At 66.2% G+C, this 16,078-nt stretch carries 14 protein-coding genes and 4 pseudogenes; 4 read left to right on the top strand and 14 right to left on the bottom strand.

Annotated features, from left to right (window positions below; genetic code table 11):
- Positions 1–15: 15 nt before the first annotated feature.
- Together fdhD and SHTP_RS09060 are read right to left on the bottom strand one after the other, a co-directional pair.
- Positions 16–837, bottom strand: a complete 822-nt coding sequence (gene fdhD / locus SHTP_RS09065; RefSeq protein ID WP_094361834.1) for a formate dehydrogenase accessory sulfurtransferase FdhD — start codon at positions 835–837, stop codon at positions 16–18.
- Between the two features lie 134 nt (positions 838–971).
- Positions 972–1,951, bottom strand: a pseudogene (locus SHTP_RS09060) (NAD-dependent epimerase/dehydratase family protein).
- Between the two features lie 117 nt (positions 1,952–2,068).
- On the opposite strand from SHTP_RS09060, the gene SHTP_RS09055 reads away from it, so the two are divergent.
- Both SHTP_RS09055 and SHTP_RS09050 read left to right on the top strand, forming a co-directional pair.
- Positions 2,069–3,427 carry a WS/DGAT/MGAT family O-acyltransferase gene (locus SHTP_RS09055; RefSeq protein ID WP_096370384.1) on the top strand — a complete coding sequence of 453 codons (1,359 nt, stop codon included), beginning with the start codon at positions 2,069–2,071 and terminating at the stop codon, positions 3,425–3,427.
- A gap of 77 nt (positions 3,428–3,504) precedes the next feature.
- Positions 3,505–4,289, top strand: a pseudogene (locus SHTP_RS09050) (ANTAR domain-containing protein).
- A gap of 5 nt (positions 4,290–4,294) precedes the next feature.
- On the opposite strand, the gene SHTP_RS09045 reads toward SHTP_RS09050, so the two are convergent.
- The 4 genes and pseudogenes from SHTP_RS09045 to rplS form a co-directional block, all read right to left on the bottom strand.
- Positions 4,295–4,600: a DUF2469 domain-containing protein gene (locus tag SHTP_RS09045; protein WP_012393608.1), complete on the bottom strand. Its 306-nt coding sequence runs from the start codon at positions 4,598–4,600 to the stop codon at positions 4,295–4,297.
- A 4-nt stretch (positions 4,601–4,604) separates the two neighbouring features.
- Positions 4,605–5,439: pseudogene (locus SHTP_RS09040) on the bottom strand (ribonuclease HII).
- Between the two features lie 2 nt (positions 5,440–5,441).
- Positions 5,442–6,305 (bottom strand): signal peptidase I, encoded by an 864-nt coding sequence (gene lepB / locus SHTP_RS09035; RefSeq protein WP_012393606.1) that lies wholly within the window; start codon positions 6,303–6,305, stop codon positions 5,442–5,444.
- A 111-nt stretch (positions 6,306–6,416) separates the two neighbouring features.
- Entirely contained in the window at positions 6,417–6,758 is a 342-nt protein-coding gene (gene rplS, locus SHTP_RS09030) for a 50S ribosomal protein L19 (protein WP_012393605.1), read from the bottom strand.
- A 357-nt stretch (positions 6,759–7,115) separates the two neighbouring features.
- Between rplS and SHTP_RS09025 the strand changes: the two genes are divergently transcribed.
- On the top strand, positions 7,116–8,075 hold the full coding sequence (locus SHTP_RS09025) for a serine hydrolase (RefSeq protein WP_096370383.1): 960 nt from the start codon (positions 7,116–7,118) through the stop codon (positions 8,073–8,075).
- 111 nt (positions 8,076–8,186) lie between these two features.
- Here SHTP_RS09025 and trmD read toward each other — a convergent pair whose 3' ends face one another.
- From trmD to SHTP_RS09000, 5 genes are all read right to left on the bottom strand, one after another.
- Positions 8,187–8,879 carry a tRNA (guanosine(37)-N1)-methyltransferase TrmD gene (gene trmD / locus SHTP_RS09020; protein ID WP_011740102.1) on the bottom strand — a complete coding sequence of 231 codons (693 nt, stop codon included), beginning with the start codon at positions 8,877–8,879 and terminating at the stop codon, positions 8,187–8,189.
- A gap of 8 nt (positions 8,880–8,887) precedes the next feature.
- Complete coding sequence (rimM, locus tag SHTP_RS09015; RefSeq protein ID WP_011740101.1) at positions 8,888–9,412, bottom strand: ribosome maturation factor RimM; 525 nt, start codon at positions 9,410–9,412, stop codon at positions 8,888–8,890.
- Between the two features lie 24 nt (positions 9,413–9,436).
- Complete coding sequence (locus SHTP_RS09010; RefSeq protein WP_003878715.1) at positions 9,437–9,679, bottom strand: RNA-binding protein; 243 nt, start codon at positions 9,677–9,679, stop codon at positions 9,437–9,439.
- 8 nt (positions 9,680–9,687) lie between these two features.
- Positions 9,688–10,173: a 30S ribosomal protein S16 gene (gene rpsP / locus SHTP_RS09005; protein ID WP_096370382.1), complete on the bottom strand. Its 486-nt coding sequence runs from the start codon at positions 10,171–10,173 to the stop codon at positions 9,688–9,690.
- Between the two features lie 205 nt (positions 10,174–10,378).
- On the bottom strand, positions 10,379–10,798 hold the full coding sequence (locus SHTP_RS09000; RefSeq protein WP_096372395.1) for a nuclear transport factor 2 family protein: 420 nt from the start codon (positions 10,796–10,798) through the stop codon (positions 10,379–10,381).
- Positions 10,799–10,869: 71 nt separating this feature from the next.
- Here SHTP_RS09000 and SHTP_RS08995 point away from each other — a divergent pair, with 71 nt between their 5' ends.
- Positions 10,870–11,742, top strand: a complete 873-nt coding sequence (locus SHTP_RS08995) for a D-alanyl-D-alanine carboxypeptidase family protein (protein ID WP_096370381.1) — start codon at positions 10,870–10,872, stop codon at positions 11,740–11,742.
- A 19-nt stretch (positions 11,743–11,761) separates the two neighbouring features.
- Here SHTP_RS08995 and SHTP_RS08990 read toward each other — a convergent pair whose 3' ends face one another.
- From SHTP_RS08990 to SHTP_RS08980, 3 genes and pseudogenes are all read right to left on the bottom strand, one after another.
- Entirely contained in the window at positions 11,762–12,364 is a 603-nt protein-coding gene (locus tag SHTP_RS08990) for a TetR/AcrR family transcriptional regulator (protein WP_096370380.1), read from the bottom strand.
- A gap of 1 nt (position 12,365) precedes the next feature.
- On the bottom strand, positions 12,366–14,189 hold the full coding sequence (locus SHTP_RS08985) for an N-acyl-D-amino-acid deacylase family protein (protein WP_096370379.1): 1,824 nt from the start codon (positions 14,187–14,189) through the stop codon (positions 12,366–12,368).
- A 75-nt stretch (positions 14,190–14,264) separates the two neighbouring features.
- A pseudogene (locus tag SHTP_RS08980) lies at positions 14,265–16,066 on the bottom strand (serine/threonine-protein kinase).
- Positions 16,067–16,078: the final 12 nt, after the last annotated feature.

The raw sequence follows: 16,078 nt of genomic DNA, 5'->3' as shown, positions 1-16,078 counted from the left end.
GGGCCGACAGTGGATTCAGACGATGCGGTCCGGGCGCGTGTAGACGTTCATCGAGTCTTCCCGCAGAAACGCCACCAGCGTCATCCCGGATTCTTCGGCCAGCGAGACCGCCAGCGACGACGGGGCGGAGACCGCGGCCAGCACCGGGATCCCGGCCATCAGCGCCTTCTGCGTCAGCTCGAACGATGCGCGACCGCTGACCAGCAACACCGACCCCGCCAACGGAACCCGATCGTGCTCGATGGCCCAGCCGATGACCTTGTCTGCCGCGTTGTGCCGGCCGATATCTTCGCGGATCACGTGCATTGTGCCGTCCGCGCTGAACAACGCCGCGGCGTGCAGGCCGCCGGTGCTCGCGAAAACCTTTTGGCCACTACGGAGTTGGCCGGGCATCGCCTCGAGCGCACCGGCCGTGATGGTGGCCGGATCGTCGCCGGGCGAAAATCGGCTGATCAGCCGCACCGCGTCCAGCGACGCCTTGCCGCAGACTCCGCACGACGAGGTGGTGTAGAAGTTGCGGGTCACATCGAGGCCCGGCGGGCTTACCCCGGGCGCCAGCGTGATGTCCAAGACGTTGTAGGTGTTGGCGCCATCGGCACCGCGCCCGCCGCAATAGCGGACCGTCAGCACATCGTCACGGTGGGCGATCACCCCTTCGGTCAGCAGGAAACCGCGCGCGAGCTCAAAATCCGAGCCGGGGGTGCGCATGGTGACCGATATCGGCACACCGTTGACGCGGATCTCCAGCGGCTCCTCGACGGCCAGGGTTTCCGGTCGGGTGATCGCATCACCGGCGGCGAGGTGCTTGACCCGCCGACGCGCCGTTACGTGGCCCACTGACCGGCTTCGATTGGCCCCGCCGCCGAATCGCACCGGCAGGAGGCCACGGCATCGGCAGGGACCGCAGAACACCCGAACACGGCCTCAACGTACCTCGATTGCGCACCGCCTGTCGGATCGGCCGGCCGCCGTCATATCGCTGCAGCCAGCGCCGACAAGGTTTCAGCTGACGAGTGCGTCGGCGACCACCCGAGTTCGCGTTTCGCCTTGGCGGTGTCCATCACCACGGGTTGTCGCACCGCATGAAGCCATTCGAGCAGCGGGGTACCAGCGGCAACCGGGAAATCGCCGCGGATGCGACCGAGGCGGCGGCCGCTGGGACCCGGACCGGACGGCCGCCCAGCGCCCTGGCCATGTCGGTGATCGTCACGACCCCGTCAGCGGCGATGTTGTAGGCCCCCGCGGGCACCGGTGCGGTCGCCGCCAACGCTATCGCGGCTGCCACGTCGTCGTGATGCACCAGCTGCACCGGGACACCCGGATCCGGCACGATCGGCTTCAGCATCGGCACCACCCGGCTCAGCGCGCGCACCGGCGCGGGCACCTGCCTGCACGGCATGGCCTCGGCCAACGAGTAGGCGTGCGGGCCCGCGACGATACACGGGCGCAGGACGAACACCTGCAGTAACGAGTCCTCGGTGATCTTGGCGAGCTCTGCCTCGCTTTGCGCCTTCTGCTCGGAGTAGTAGTGCTCCGGTGATCCGCGCGCGGGTACGTCCTCGGTGATGGCCGCCGGGTTGTCCGAGTGGTAGCCGTAGGCCGCCACTGACGACGTGTAGACCAGGCGGCGTGGCCGGCGCGCCGCGACGGTCGCTTCGAAGACGTTGCGGGCGCTCTGCAGATTGACCTGCGCGCTCTCGGCACGCGATCCGAGCTTGATGAACGCCAGGTGGACCACCACATCGGCCTGGGCGACCAACGCGTCGACCGCATCGCGATCCAGGATGTTGCCCCGCTGATAGGTGGTCTTGGACCAGCCGTAGATGGCCGGGTCAAACGGCCGGCGCGCCATACCGACGATCGACGCCACGGCCGGCTCCCGCTCCAGCGCGGTGACCTCCGAGATGCCGATATCTCCAGTCGGCCCGGTAACCGCGACAGCAACACCCACCTAGAATGGGTTTCCGCCAGCGACCGCGCCCAAACGCAGGACCAAAACCCGCAATGTGTGCGGGGCCTTGCGCGCGGCTATCCCGGTTGGTGTTGCTCGAGTTCGGGGAGACGAATGATGAAGCTGATCTCACCCACCGATTCCATGTTCTTGCTCGGCGAATCGCGCGAACACCCGATGCATGTGGGGGGCCTGCAGCTGTTCCAGCCGCCCGAGGATGCCGACGAGAACTTCGTCACCGAGGCATATGAAGCCATGCTCGGCTGCACCGACGTCCAGCCCATGTTCCGCAAGCATCCCGCGTTCTTGGGCGCGATGACCAACTTCGCGTGGACGTTCGACGACGACGTGGAGCTCGACTATCACTTCCGCCGGTCCGCTCTCCCCCGGCCAGGCCGGGTACGGGAGCTCCTCGAGCTGACCTCTCGGCTGCACGGCAGCCTGCTCGACAGGCACCGGCCCCTCTGGGAAGCCCATCTGGTGGAGGGACTCAACGACGGGCGCTACGCGGTCTACATCAAGTTCCACCATTCCTTGCAGGATGGGGTTTCCGCGCAGAAGTTGATGCAGCGCGCATTCAGCACCGATCCGGATGACGATGAGATCCGGGTGCCGTGGGAACTAAAACCGCGGCGCCGCTCGAACCCGGGGCACAGATCCTCACCGCTTCGGCTACTCACCGAGACGGTTGGCGCCACAGCATCTCTGGCGCCCTCGGCGCTGTCACTGGCCCGCGCGGCGCTGCTCGAGCAGCAACTGACCCTGCCATTTCGAGCCCCGAAGACGATGTTCAATGTCCGGATCGGTGGAGCACGCCGGGTCGCCGCCCAGTCCTGGTCCCTCGATCGCACCAAGGCGGTGAAGAACGCGGCAGACGTCACCGTCAACGATGTCGTGCTGGCGATGTCGGCCGGCGCGCTGCGCGCCTACCTGATCGATCAACACGCGCTTCCCGACGCCCCACTGATCGCCATGGTTCCGGTGAGTCTGCGCAAGGAAGGCGATGCCGATCGCGGCGGCAACATGGTCGGCACCCTGCTGTGCAACCTCGCGACCAACCTCGACGACCCGGTGAAACGCCTCCAGGTGATCAGCCAGTCGATGTCGGACAACAAGAAGGTGTTCGCTCAGCTTCCCCGCATCCAGCAGCTGGCGTTGTCGGGCTTACTGACCGGCGGTTTGGTGTTCGGACTGGTTCCCGGTTTCGTGGCCACCGCGCCGCCACCGTTCAACGTCGTCATATCGAATGTTCCCGGCGCGCCCAACCCGCTGTATTGGCGGGGCGCGAGGCTGGTCGGAAACTATCCACTCTCAATTGCCCTGGACGGCCAGGCGATGAACATTACAGTGACCAACAACGCCGACAATCTCGATTTCGGGCTCGTCGGTTGCCGGCGCAGCGTGCCTCGCCTGCAGCGCATGCTCGGGCACTTGGAGACATCGCTGAAAGAGTTGGAACGCGCTGTCGGAGTTTGAGGGCCCGGCCAGGCCCGATAATCTACGCCAGCGCACTGGGGGGCGACTCCCCCCTGCCACCCGAAGTGAGGGAACACGTGACGGCCACACCGAAGGACAGCAACCCGGACTCGGTACCGGGTGGGACGACCGCCGACCCGGCGACAGTCTTTGCGGCCCTCGCCGAGATCATCTATCAGGGCGCCCAACCCGCCGAGATGTACTCCGCGATCTGCATCGCCGCCACCCTGATCGTTCCGGGGTGTGACCATGCCAGCTTGCTGGTCCGCACCAATGACCGCTACATCACCGTCGGCGCCAGCGACCGGCTGGCCCAGCACGTCGACGAACTCGAGCGCAAAGCCGGCGACGGCCCGTGCATCGACGCCATCGAGGAAGAAACGCCGCAGATCGAAACGGACCTGACCACTCCGACGCAATGGCCGAAGTTTGCGGCCGCGCTTCTGGCCCAAACACCGGTACGCGCGCCATGGGATTCCGGCTGCTGGTCGACAAGCGCAAGGGCGCCGCACTCAACCTATTCAGCGAAACCCCCAACAGTTTCGATACCGAGTCCGCCGGCCGTGCGGCGGTGCTGACATCGTTTGCGAGCGTGGCGGTCAACGCCATCGCACACGGCGAGGATGCCGCCAGCCTGCGCCGCGGGCTGCTCAGCAACCGCGAGATCGGAAAAGCCGTCGGCATGTTGATGTTGCTGAATGGGTTCACCGAGGAAGAGGCGTTCGACCTGCTCCGCCACCATTCCCAGAGCCTCAATATCAAGCTCGCCGATGTTGCCCGCACCGTCATCGAAAACCGTGGCCAGCTGCCCCCCGAAGCCCTCGAAACCGACGACACGGTCAACCCCACCGTCAGCGGCTAGGAGAACTATTCGGGCAGCCTCAGCTCGGGCTTCTCCACCTCTTCGATGTTGACGTCCTTGAAGGTGACCACCCGCACCTGCTTGACGAACCGAGCCGGCCGGTACATGTCCCATACCCAGGCATCGGCCAGTCGTAGCTCGAAATACACCTCGCCATCGGCGTTGCGCGGCACCATCTCCACGCTGTTAGCCAGGTAGAAGCGTCGCTCGGTTTCCACGACGTAGCTGAACTGGCCGACGATGTCCTTGTATTCGCGGTACAGCGAGAGCTCCATCTCGGTTTCGTACTTCTCGAGATCCTCTGCACTCATCTGCTCAGACGTCCTTCTCCCAACAATTTGCCAGATCTCCCGCTCGGGGCCCTGCAGGACTCCGCGCGCCACCGGCGGCGCCGATCGCCGCCCGGTCGGAAATCTTGCCCCATCTTTCCCTACCCGGTTCCGTCACGCTCTTGGGGAGGGTCCGCTTCGCGCTCGGCCGTCGCGGCGCCGTTGGACCGGGTGGCCACTCGGCGAACGTTGATGAACGACCGACGATGCTCGGGGCAGGGCCCTAGCTGGGTCAGCGCCAGGGTGTGTGCGCGGGTGCTGTAGCCCTTGTGCTCGGCGAATCCGTATCCGGGGTACTGGGTGTCCATCGCCACCATCAGCCGATCGCGGCTGACCTTTGCCAGCACGCTGGCCGCGGCAATGCAGGCGGCGGCCGCGTCGCCACCGATCACCGGCAGCGACGGCACCGACAGTCCCGGGACCCGAAAGCCGTCGCTGAGCACATAGCCGGGGCGCACCGACAGCCCGGCCACCGCCCGCCGCATGCCTTCGATGTTGGCCACGTGCACACCACGACGGTCGACCTCCACCGACGGAATGAACACCACGTGATAGGCCAGGGCATAGCGGCAGATCAACGGGAACAGCTTTTCCCGAGTCTTTTCGGTGAGTTTTTTCGAATCGTCGAGGGCGGCCAGGCTCTCGTAGCGATTCGGCCCGAGTGCGCAAGCGGCGACCACCAGCGGGCCCGCGCACGCACCTCGCCCCACCTCATCCACACCGGCTACCGGTCCCAGACCGCTGCGCTGCAACGCGGACTCCAGCGTGCGCAGTCCGGAAGACTTGCGGATCACGGTTCGTGGCGGCCAGGTGGTGGCCACGGTTACTGGCCCGTTTGGGGGTTCACCGAACGCACCACGCCCCACCGCGACGGCGGCCACACGATGAACCGCGCCTTGCCGATGACGTTGGCCACCGGCACGGTGCCGGCCATGGCGTCCCCGGTGCACAGCATGGGGCAATGTGCCCGCGAATCCGCCGAGTGGGTCCGATTGTCGCCCATCACCCACAGCCGGCCCGCCGGGACAGTCACCGGCCCGAATTCGCTGCCCAGGCAGGGGTAGACGGATGGGTCAGCCAGCATGGTGGCCGGATCCAGATATGGCTCCTTGAGCGGCTTACCGTCGACGGTCAACCCGGTGTCGGAGCGGCATTGGACGGTCTGTCCGCCCACCGCGATGACGCGTTTGACCAAATCGTTCTCGTCCGGGGGCACGAAACCGATGAACGAGAGGGCGTTTTGCACCCAGCGCAGCGCGGTGTTGCTCGAACGTATCGACTTGTAGCCGACGTTCCACGATGGTGGCCCCTTGAAGACGATGACGTCACCGGGCTTGGGTGAAGTGAACCGGTAGGTGAGCTTGTCCACCATGATGCGGTCACCGACGCAGGTCGAACACCCGTGCAGGGTGGGCTCCATCGACTCCGACGGAATCAGGTATGGACGCGCCACAAACGTCAACATCACGTAGTAGATCACTATCGCGATGACGGCCAGGGTCGCGAGTTCACGCAGGGTCGATTTCTTGGCCGGCTTCGACTCGTCCTCGTCGGCCGCCCTCGACTCCGCCCCAGGTTCTTCTTGAGCCGCCGCACCCGGGGCATCAGCACCTCGAGCAGCGAGCGGCGCCTCCGACTGACCTGCGTCGGGCTCGCGCTCAGATGGGGAGTCCGTGGTTTCGGTCACGTGATCAGCGTAGCCAGCGCGCGCCGTAGCCTTCGAGACTGGCGAGCCACTGGCGAGTTGAACCGCCGGTGGTGCCCAGGCAGGCCGGGATGGCCACCAAGGCCGCGCCGGTCAGCGCTTCTCCTTGATCTTGGCCTTCTTGCCGCGCAGTTCACGAAGGTAGTACAGCTTGGCGCGACGAACGTCACCACGCGTTACCACCTCGATGTGGTCGATGTTCGGCGAGTGCACCGGGAACGTCCGCTCGACGCCGACGCCGTAGCTTTCCTTGCGCACTGTGAACGTCTCGCGGATGCCCCCACCCTGCCGGCGAATCACCACACCCTTGAACACCTGGATACGCTCCTTGGCGCCCTCGATGACTTTGACGTGCACATTGATGGTGTCGCCCGGGCTGAAGGCCGGGATGTCGTCGCGCAGCGACGCCTGGTCGACGAAGTCCAGCCTGTTCATTGGAAAGACACTTCCTCCGGATCGCGGCTCGGCAGACCGCATACACGCAGGCACGCGGCACTTACCAAGCCAATGGATATGGGCTTTATGGGTGTATCTCGCAGCAGGCGGAGCAAGCGGCCCGCCGACAACTGCTAAAGACAACTGGCCAATTGTGCCAGACGGTACGCATGCAGTGAAAATCACAGGAAATCCGGGCGGTTCACATCGTCCGCAAAGCGCCTGCAAGTGGTACATATGACAGGTGCCAAACCGCGCAGGCCGAACCCTCAGCTTTGCGTGATTCCCGGGGCAGATGGCAGTGCGGCCGCCACACTTGCGCGTCTTCGCGTCACCGGAGAGTGCTGAAGGAGAAGCATGCGAGCACGGCCGCTGACGATGCTGACCGCCGCGGCGGCGGTGGCGTTGGTGGTATCGCTGGCGCTCACCGGTTGCGAGGCAAAGGTGCAGGCCAAGGCGTATGGGACCGATGATCGCGAATCATCCCGGCAACAATCCCAGCCCCAGCAGCAACAGCTGATCGAACTGCTGCTGCGTGCCATCACGCCGCCCGAGGATCCGGCCGCGCTATTGCCCTCGGCCGGTCTGGTCGGGGTTCAAGAACGCATCCAGCGGGCAACCGAGGAAGCCGCCGCCAAGGGCGCCACCATCACGGTCGCGATCCTGGACCGCGCTACCCACCAGCTGGTCTCCAACGGCAAGACCTCGATCATCGCCACCGCCTCGGTGTCCAAGCTGTTCATCGCCGACGAGTTGTTATTGCGGGCGTCCCAGGGCAAGACCACCCTTTCTGCCCAGGATCGCCAGGCCCTCGACAACATGCTGCGCTCATCGGATGACGGCGCCGCCGAGCAGTTCTGGGGCGAGCTCGGCGGCGATGCCATCGTCACCGAGATCGCGACCCGGTACGGATTGGCCGCCACCGCACCACCCAGCGACGGGCGCTGGTGGAACACCTTCAGTTCCGCACCTGACCTGATCCGCTACTACGAGATGTTGCTCGACGGGGAGGGTGGGCTGCCGTTGCAGAGTGCCGCCATCATCGTCAACGACCTGGCCCAGTCCACTCCGAACGGAATCGACGGCTACCCACAACGGTTTGGCATCCCCGACGGCCTCTACGCCGAACCGGTCGCGGTCAAGCAGGGGTGGATGTGCTGCATCGGCGCCGACTGGATGCATCTGTCGACCGGAATCATCGGCTCGGACCGCCGCTACATCATCGTGATCGAATCGCTGCAGGCCTCCGATGACGCCACCGCGCGCGAAACGATCACCCAAGCCGTCAAGACGATCTTTCCCGCCGGCCGGATCTGACCCGGTCCAGCGCGGGCCCTACGGCCCCGCAACGCCCCTCTTGCCGGCGAGCAGACGCGGAATCACGCCAAACCGCTTCGCGATGTGCGATTCCGCGTCTGCTCGGCAGGGCTACTCCGGTGGCGCGAGGTCGGGCCGGCGCTCCCGGGTGCGCCGCAACGAGACCTCCCGGCGCCAAGTGGCGATGCGCGCGTGGTCACCGGAGAGCAGGATCTCGGGCACGTCGAGCCCCCGCCAGCTCGGTGGCCGGGTATAGCTGGGCCCCTCCAGCAACCGATCCAGTTCCGGCGAGAACGAATCCTCTTGGTGGGATGCGGGATTGCCCAGCACTCCGGTCAACAATCGCAGCACGGCCTCGATCATCACCACCGCCGCGGACTCCCCGCCGGGCAGGACATAGTCGCCGATCGAGACTTCCTCGACCCGCATGCGCCGGGCCGAGTCCTCGGCGACCCGCTGGTCTATCCCCTCATACCGGCCGCAGGCGAACACCAAGTGCTGCTCGGCACTCCACCGTTGCGCGGTGGCCTGGTCAAACAGCGAGCCGGCGGGCGTCGGGACAACCAGAAGCGTTTCAGCCGAACATATTTCGTCGAGCGCTTCCCCCCAGACCGGCGCCTTCATGACCATTCCGGGCCCGCCGCCGTAGGGCGAGTCGTCTACTGAGTGGTGCACGTCGTAGGTCCACCGGCGCAGGTCATGCACCTGTAGGTCGACGAGGCCCGACGCAATCGCCCTGCCCGGCAACGATTGCCGCAGCGGGTCCAGGTACGCCGGGAAAATCGTCACCACGTCGATTTTCATGACACCCCCTAGGACCCCAGGTCCAGCAGCCCGTCGGGCGGGTCGATCTCGAGAATGCGATCGTCCAGCGACACCGACGTGACGATCGCGCCGACGAACGGCACCAACACCTCGCCGGAATCACATTTGACCGCCAGCAACTCGCCGGCACCGGTGTGCAGTACCTCGGCGACCACTCCGACGTCTTGGCCCGCCGTGGTCCGGACCCGAAGTCCCTCCAATTGGTGGTCGTAGTAGGTGTCGGGCTCCTCGATCGGCGGCAGGTCGGCGGAATCGATGACGAACAGACTGCCACGCAGCCCATCGGCCGTATCCCGGTCGTTCACCCCGGCCAATCGCACCAGCAGCCGCGCACCGTGCTCACGCACGCCTTCGATCACATAATTGCGGCCGGTGCCGCCGTCTCGGGATCTCTTGGCGCGCAGGCTGGCGCCCGGCGTGAACCGGCGGTCCGGTTCGTCGGTTCGGATCTCGACGACAACCTCGCCGGTAATCCCGTGCGCTTTCACCACGCGCCCGATTACCAGCTCCATCGGTGCTCCATGAGTAAGGCTTCGCTACTGGTCGGTGTCCACCACGTCAACGCGGATACCACGGCCGCCGATGCCGGCGACCAGTGTCCGCAGTGCCGTTGCGGTACGTCCCCCGCGCCCGATCACCTTGCCCAAGTCGTCGGGGTGGACGTGGACTTCGACGGTGCGTCCGCGACGGCTCGTCACCATGTCCACCCGCACATCGTCGGGGTTGTCCACGATTCCGCGGACCAGATGCTCGACAGCGTCGACCACGACAGTGCTCATAGCGGTCGTCAGCTCTCGGCCGATTCGGTCTGCTCACCCTCGGCGGAAGCTTCCACCTTCTCGGCCGCCGCATCGGCGTCGCCTTCGCCGCCCTTGGCCTTCTTGGCCGGCGACTTCTTCTTCGGCTTGGTGGCCTCGGTGGTGGGACCACCCTCGGCGGCAGCCAACGCGGCGTTGAACAGTTCGAGCTTGCTGGGCTTGGGCGGCTTGACCTTCAACCGGCCCTCGGCGCCGGGCAGGCCCTTGAACTTCTGCCAGTCACCGGTGATCTTGAGCAGGTTGAGAACGGGTTCGGTGGGCTGCGCCCCCACGGACAGCCAGTATTGGGCCCGCTCGGAGTTGATCTCGATCAGGCTCGGCTCTTCCTTGGGGTGGTAGCGGCCGATGACCTCGATCGAGCGACCATCACGCCGGGTGCGAGCGTCCGCCACCGCGATGCGGTACTGCGGGTTACGGATCTTGCCGAGCCGGGTGAGCTTGATCTTTACAGCCATGAAAGCGATTTCTCCTGTGTGCGCACGCTGCAATTCAGCGATCCGGGCGGGATGCCGGGAACCGGTTTTGCCTCGCGTGTTCGACCACCGGGCGGTATCGCAACGATGCACGGTCGCGCGGTGGACAGCCGCCCATTGTGCCAGAGCACCCTGCGATCCCGGAAATTCGCTCGATCCGCCAACGCACCGCTGGGGCGCGCCGGCGTCAGGGGCGTCGATCGAAGCACTTCGTTTCGGCGCGGCGGCCCATCCGCCAGCCCTCGGCGGTGCGCACGAACTCGTCGTCGTACCAGAGCCCGAGCAACATGGTGGTGGGCTTCTCGCCGGCGAACACCATCGGGTTGAAGCAGAAAGTGCGCGCGGTCGCGGTGTCGCCGGCGAGCCGAATCGATGGCAGACCCAGCATGTGCGCGTAGTTGGCGAAGTTGGGCAACACCTCGGCAAGCCACGCCTTGACGTGCGGGTACTGGCCGTCGATGCCGCCCATCGCGCGGTAGTCGATATAGGCGTCCGGGGTGAACACCTTGTCGAGGTCATCGAATCGGCGCAGGTCAATGGCGGTGGAGTAGTCCACGAGCAGCTGCTGGATCTCTAACCGGTCAGAAATTTCGGGCAGGCTCAACATGATTCGATTCAACACCGCCGATCCGTTCGAAAATAGGCGTCCCGAAGCCGCGGAAGTTACACTTTGCGCCCATGCGAAAGGTCATGGCCGTAGCCGCGGTGCTGCTCACGGCCGCCACCATCAGCGGTGCCACCGCATCGGCCGATACCGAAATGCAGCCGGCCGGATCGGTACCAATCCCCGACGGTCCCGCACAGACCTGGATCGTCGCCGATCTGGACACCGGCCAGGTGCTTGCCGGGCGCGACCAGAATGTCACCCACCCGCCCGCGAGCACCATCAAGGTGCTCCTGGCTTTGGTGGCGCTCGACGAGCTCAACCTGAACTCGACCGTCGTCGCAGACGAGGCCGACACGCACGCGGAGTGCAACTGCGTCGGCGTCAAAGCGGGTCACACCTACACCGCCCGTCAACTGCTCGACGGCCTGCTGCTGGTGTCGGGCAATGATGCCGCCAACACGCTGGCGCAGATGCTCGGCGGCCAGGACGCCGCGGTCGCCAAGATGAACGCCAAGGCCGCCGCGTTGGGCGCCATGAACACCCACGCGGCCACTCCCTCGGGATTGGACGGCCCCGGCGGGTCGGGATGGTCGACCGCTCATGACCTCGCGGTGATCTTCCGCACCGCGATGGCCAATCCGGTGTTCGCGCACATCACCGCGGAGCCGTCGGCGATGTTCCCCGGCGAGGATGGTGAGCACCCGATCGTCAACCAAGACGAGCTGTTACAGCGCTATCCGGGCGCGATCGGGGGCAAGACGGGCTACACCAACGCCGCCCGCAAGACTTTTGTCGGTGCGGCGGCCCGAAACGGCCGCCGGCTGGTGATTGCCATGATGTACGGGCTGGTCAAAGAGGGCGGGCCCACCTACTGGGACCAGGCCGGAAGTCTTTTCGACTGGGGATTCGCCCTCAACCCGCAGTCCGGCATCGGATCTCTGTAGCCGCCGGCGGGCTCGACCGCTAGGGAGCGGTATCCGGCACCGCGGCGCTCAGTAGCGCGGCGAGCACCGGGATTCGCTGCTCGTCGATGTCCGGCTGAGGCAACACCGCCCCCACGATCGCGGCTCCGTCGAACACGTTGGTCAACACCGCCACGATGGCCGGGAAGGTCTCCTCCGGGAAGCCCTCAGCGCCGGGCAGGGTGCGCGCGGCGTCGTAGATCTTGGCGCGATATTGCCCCAGCACGTGCTGCAGGGTTTCTTTGAGCTTGTCGTCGGTGCGCGCCGCGATCATGAGTTCATACAGCACCGCGTTGGTCGCCCCGGCGGTGATGTCGCGCAGTATTGCCGGCGCCGCTTCCAGCGCCGGCCGGTCCGCGGGTATTTCGGCGACTTGCTTGGTGAAGATGTCCAGTTGCCGGCGCAGCACCTCGTAGGCGGTCGCCGCCATGAAGTCGCCCATCGTCTCGAAGTGGCGGAACAGAGCGCCCACCGACACGCCGGCACGCTTGGTGATGATGGCCGCCGACGCCCGGGCGTATCCAACCTCGACGATGGTGTCGATGCTGGCCTGCAGCAGCCGCGCGACGGTTTCTTCGCGGCGTTGCTGCTGGGTCCGGGCCATCTCAGGCGCTGACGCTAGCTGCCGTGTATCGCTGCCCCGCCCTCAGGTACCGGCCCGACCGCACCGTTTGACCATAGCCGTCCCGGAACTGGCCGGTGCCGAACACCACGACACCGGCCACACCGGTGGCGATCACGGTCGCGTCGTTGCGATTGACCATGCGCGACAGGCCGCCATAGAACGGCACCTGCGCCTCGTGATAGCCGTCTACCGATTCGTCGAGGTGGGCCGGGTCGATCACCACGAAGTCCGCGCGGTCACCCTCGCGCAACGTGCCGGCATCGACGCCAAACCACTCGGCCAGTTCACCGGTCAGGCGATACACCGCCTGCTGCAGGGACAGGAACGGCTTTCCGGCCCGCTCGGCGTCCCAGGTTCGCTTGAGCAACCGCAAGGGGAAGTTGTAGAAGGCCATGTTGCGCAGGTGCGCGCCGGCGTCGGAGAAGCCCATGTGAACGCCGGGCTCGGCGGCCAGCTTGTTGAGCTGTTTGGGACGGTGGTTGGCGACGACGGTCGTCCAGCGCACGTTGCGTTCGCCGTTTTCGACGAGCACGTCGAGGAACGCATCGAGTGGATGCAGCCCGCGCTCGTCTGCGATGGCCCCGAAGCTCTTGCCGATCAACGACTCGTCGGGGCACTCGACGATCACTGCGTCGTGAAAGTCTTTGTGCCACAAGGACGGTCCGAGTTTGGTGCGGTCGAATTCACGCCGAAACTCGCGACGGTAGGACTCGTCGGCCAACAACTGGTTGCGCTGCACTTGTTCGCGAAGGTGCAACGCCGCGGTGCCGGCGCCGAACTCCTCGAAGACCGGCACGTCGATTCCGTCGGAGTAGAGCTCGAACGGCACCGGCAGGTGCTGGAATCGGACGCTGGCGGCCAACAGCTTGTTCAGCAGCCGGGCACCCAATCCGAACGTGTGCACCGCCATCGGCATTGACTTGGAGTCGGCAGAGACCAGCAAGCTCATCCGAACTCCCTTGCGGCGGTTCAGGATCCGACTGCTGGCCAGGAAGAACAGCAGCGCCGCAGCGGGCTTGTCGACGTTGGGTGCGCTCTGCAGGATTCGCCCGCGCTTGCGCAAAACTTTGATCAGCCGGCGCCGTTCCCGCCACGTCGCGAAGGTCGACGGCAGCGCGCGCAACCGGAAGCGCTCACCGTCGAGCTTGTCGATCGCCGAGTCCATCCCGGACATGCCGAGCATCCCGGCATCTAGTGCCTCATCGAGCAGCGTGGCCATGCGCCCCAGCTCGGCTTCGCTGGGCCGCACGCTCGCGTCGGTGGCGCGTTCGAGCCCGAGGACGGTGGCTCGCAGGTCCGAATGACCAAGCAGTGAGCTCACATTCGGCCCAAACGGCAGGGAGTCGATGGCCGTGATGTATTCGGCCGCGTTCGACCATGCGCGTTCGCTCTTGGCGGCGGACAAGGCACCCAAGACGAACTGGCGCGGCACCGCCTCGACCCGACTGAACAGGTCGGCGGCATCTTCGGCGCCCGCGTAGACCGTCGACAGGGAGCAGTTTCCGAGCAACACCGTGGTGACACCGTGGCGCACCGACTCGCGCAGCCCGGGATCGAGTAGCACCTCGGCGTCGTAGTGGGTGTGCACGTCGATGAAGCCGGGCATGACCCACTTCCCGGCCGCGTCGATGACCTGGGCGCACCCGGTCTCATCCAGCGGGCCTGCCGACACCGTCGCCACCATGCCGTCGCGGATTCCGAGCGTGCGGGTTTGCGGCGCGCTGCCGGTTCCGTCGAACCAGAGTCCGTCACGGATGATCACGTCGTAGGTCACAGTTCCTCCGGATTGCGGGTTGCAGACAATCTAACATAGATAGCGATCACTCGCAATCTTTTTTGGATTCGCGCTCCTCCCCCATTTGTGCTGGGCAGTTATCGATCAGCGGCCGGGGCCCGACGGCGCAGTGGTCGGGGTGGTCGGGGTGACCGTTGGCGTCTCGGACGGGGACTCGGACGTGGCAGGCGCCTGAGGGGCTTTGGGGATCGTCACCGGGTTGGGCACCTTGATCCCAGGCGGAATATCGCCACTGCGGCTAGCCACCGCGGGGATCCGGATCACGGCCGATTGTTGGCCGCACTCATTGGTTTCCACGGTGACCACCAGAGCACCGACGAGGTCACCCGTGGATTGCGGGCGCAGCGTCAGCACCTGCACTGTGGTCTGGGTGTTCGCCTCGCCATTGGGCCCGATGCAGGCAAACCGCACCGTATCGGGCCGCGATCGCCACTGACCTTCGGAAAACTCCATGATGATGGGGGGAATCCCCTTCTTGGCCTGCCCATGACCGTAGCCGTCGAGCATGGCGGCAGCCGCGAGGCACCCCGTCGGTATGCACGAGGATTGGATGGCCCACCAGGTGGTCACATTGGGCGGCTGTGGGCTGGGTCTGCCGTTGTAGAGCTGCTTGGCGCGTTGAATTCCGATGCTGTAGGTGCCGTCCAGGGGCTCCGGGGTGGCGGCCTGGGGGCTGGTGGCCGACGTGCTGGGCGCGGGCGGTGAACTGATTGCGGGGGCCGCTGCTGGAGGTGGGCTGCTGGTTATCTCACGCAGGCTCGGGATGGCGACGGCCAGCATGCCCACCAACAGGATCGCGACCACCGACCCGATGAGAATGCGCCGTAGCCTGCGCTTGCGCGGTTCACGGCCCGCCGCGGAGAATTCGTTGAGCCGCCGTGCCAGCGACGCTGCCACCGCCTGCAGCAGGGTGGCGGGCGGCTGGGGAACCATCGGCATGGGTCCGGGGTGGACCGGGGGCTGCGGCGGTGCGACCGCCGGCCAGCCGTAGGCCGGGTAGTCAAGGACCTCGCGGTCCTGGCTCGCACCGGTGGCCCCGGCCTCCGGAGAGAGGTCCCAGGACGCGCCCACCTCCATGTCGTCCCGGCCGGCAGCGCCGAAACTGCCCCCGACCTCATCGCGCAGCGCATCCGCTAGCTCGTGGCAGGTCCGGAAGCGGCCGGCCGGCTCGGTTGCCAGCGCTCTGGCGAACAGCGCATCCAGCCGTGCCAGGTCGGGACGCAGGTCGCTGAGTTTGGGCGCCGCGGATGGGGAACCGCCACCCGGGGCCGCGCCGGTGAGCAGGATCATGGCGGTGGCCGCCAACGCATACTGGTCGGAGCGCCCGTCGGCCTCGGCGCCGGTGAGTTGTTCGGGCGCCACAAATCCGGTCGCGTCGCCCGGCGCGCCGTGGGGAGCGGCTATGCCGAAGCCTTTCAACAGGATCCGGGGTTGGCCCTCCCCCGCATTCGTCATCACGATGTCGGCGGGTTTGACGTCGCCGTGGACGAGCCCGCGTTGATGGGCATAGTCGAGGGCGTCGGCAACCGGAGCCACGATCTCGAGTACCTCGCCGACCGGCAAGACCGCGGGAAACCGATCGCGCATCAGTTGCCCGACATCGATGCCCTCGATGTAGTCCATCGCGATCCACAGCCTGCCGTCCAGCTCGCCGTGGGCGCGAACCTCCACGATGTGCGGGTGATAGAGCCTGGCCGCGATCGCGCTGTCGCGCTCGAATCGCCGGCGGAATGCGTCATCCGACGACCACGACTGCGGAAGGATCTCGAGCACCTGCCAGCCCGGAAAGCCGGGTTCGCTAACCAGATAGCTCTCACCGGTCGCGTCCGCGCGCAACCTGCGAACACGGTGTAGCCGGCATAGACCGCACCGTTGTCCAACGCCATTTCGCGATAGTA

The organism is Mycobacterium ulcerans subsp. shinshuense (assembly GCF_002355775.1).
Classification (GTDB): domain Bacteria; phylum Actinomycetota; class Actinomycetes; order Mycobacteriales; family Mycobacteriaceae; genus Mycobacterium; species Mycobacterium marinum.
The sequence above is the reverse complement of the archived record's forward strand: the minus strand, read 5'-3'. Positions and strand labels throughout refer to the sequence as shown.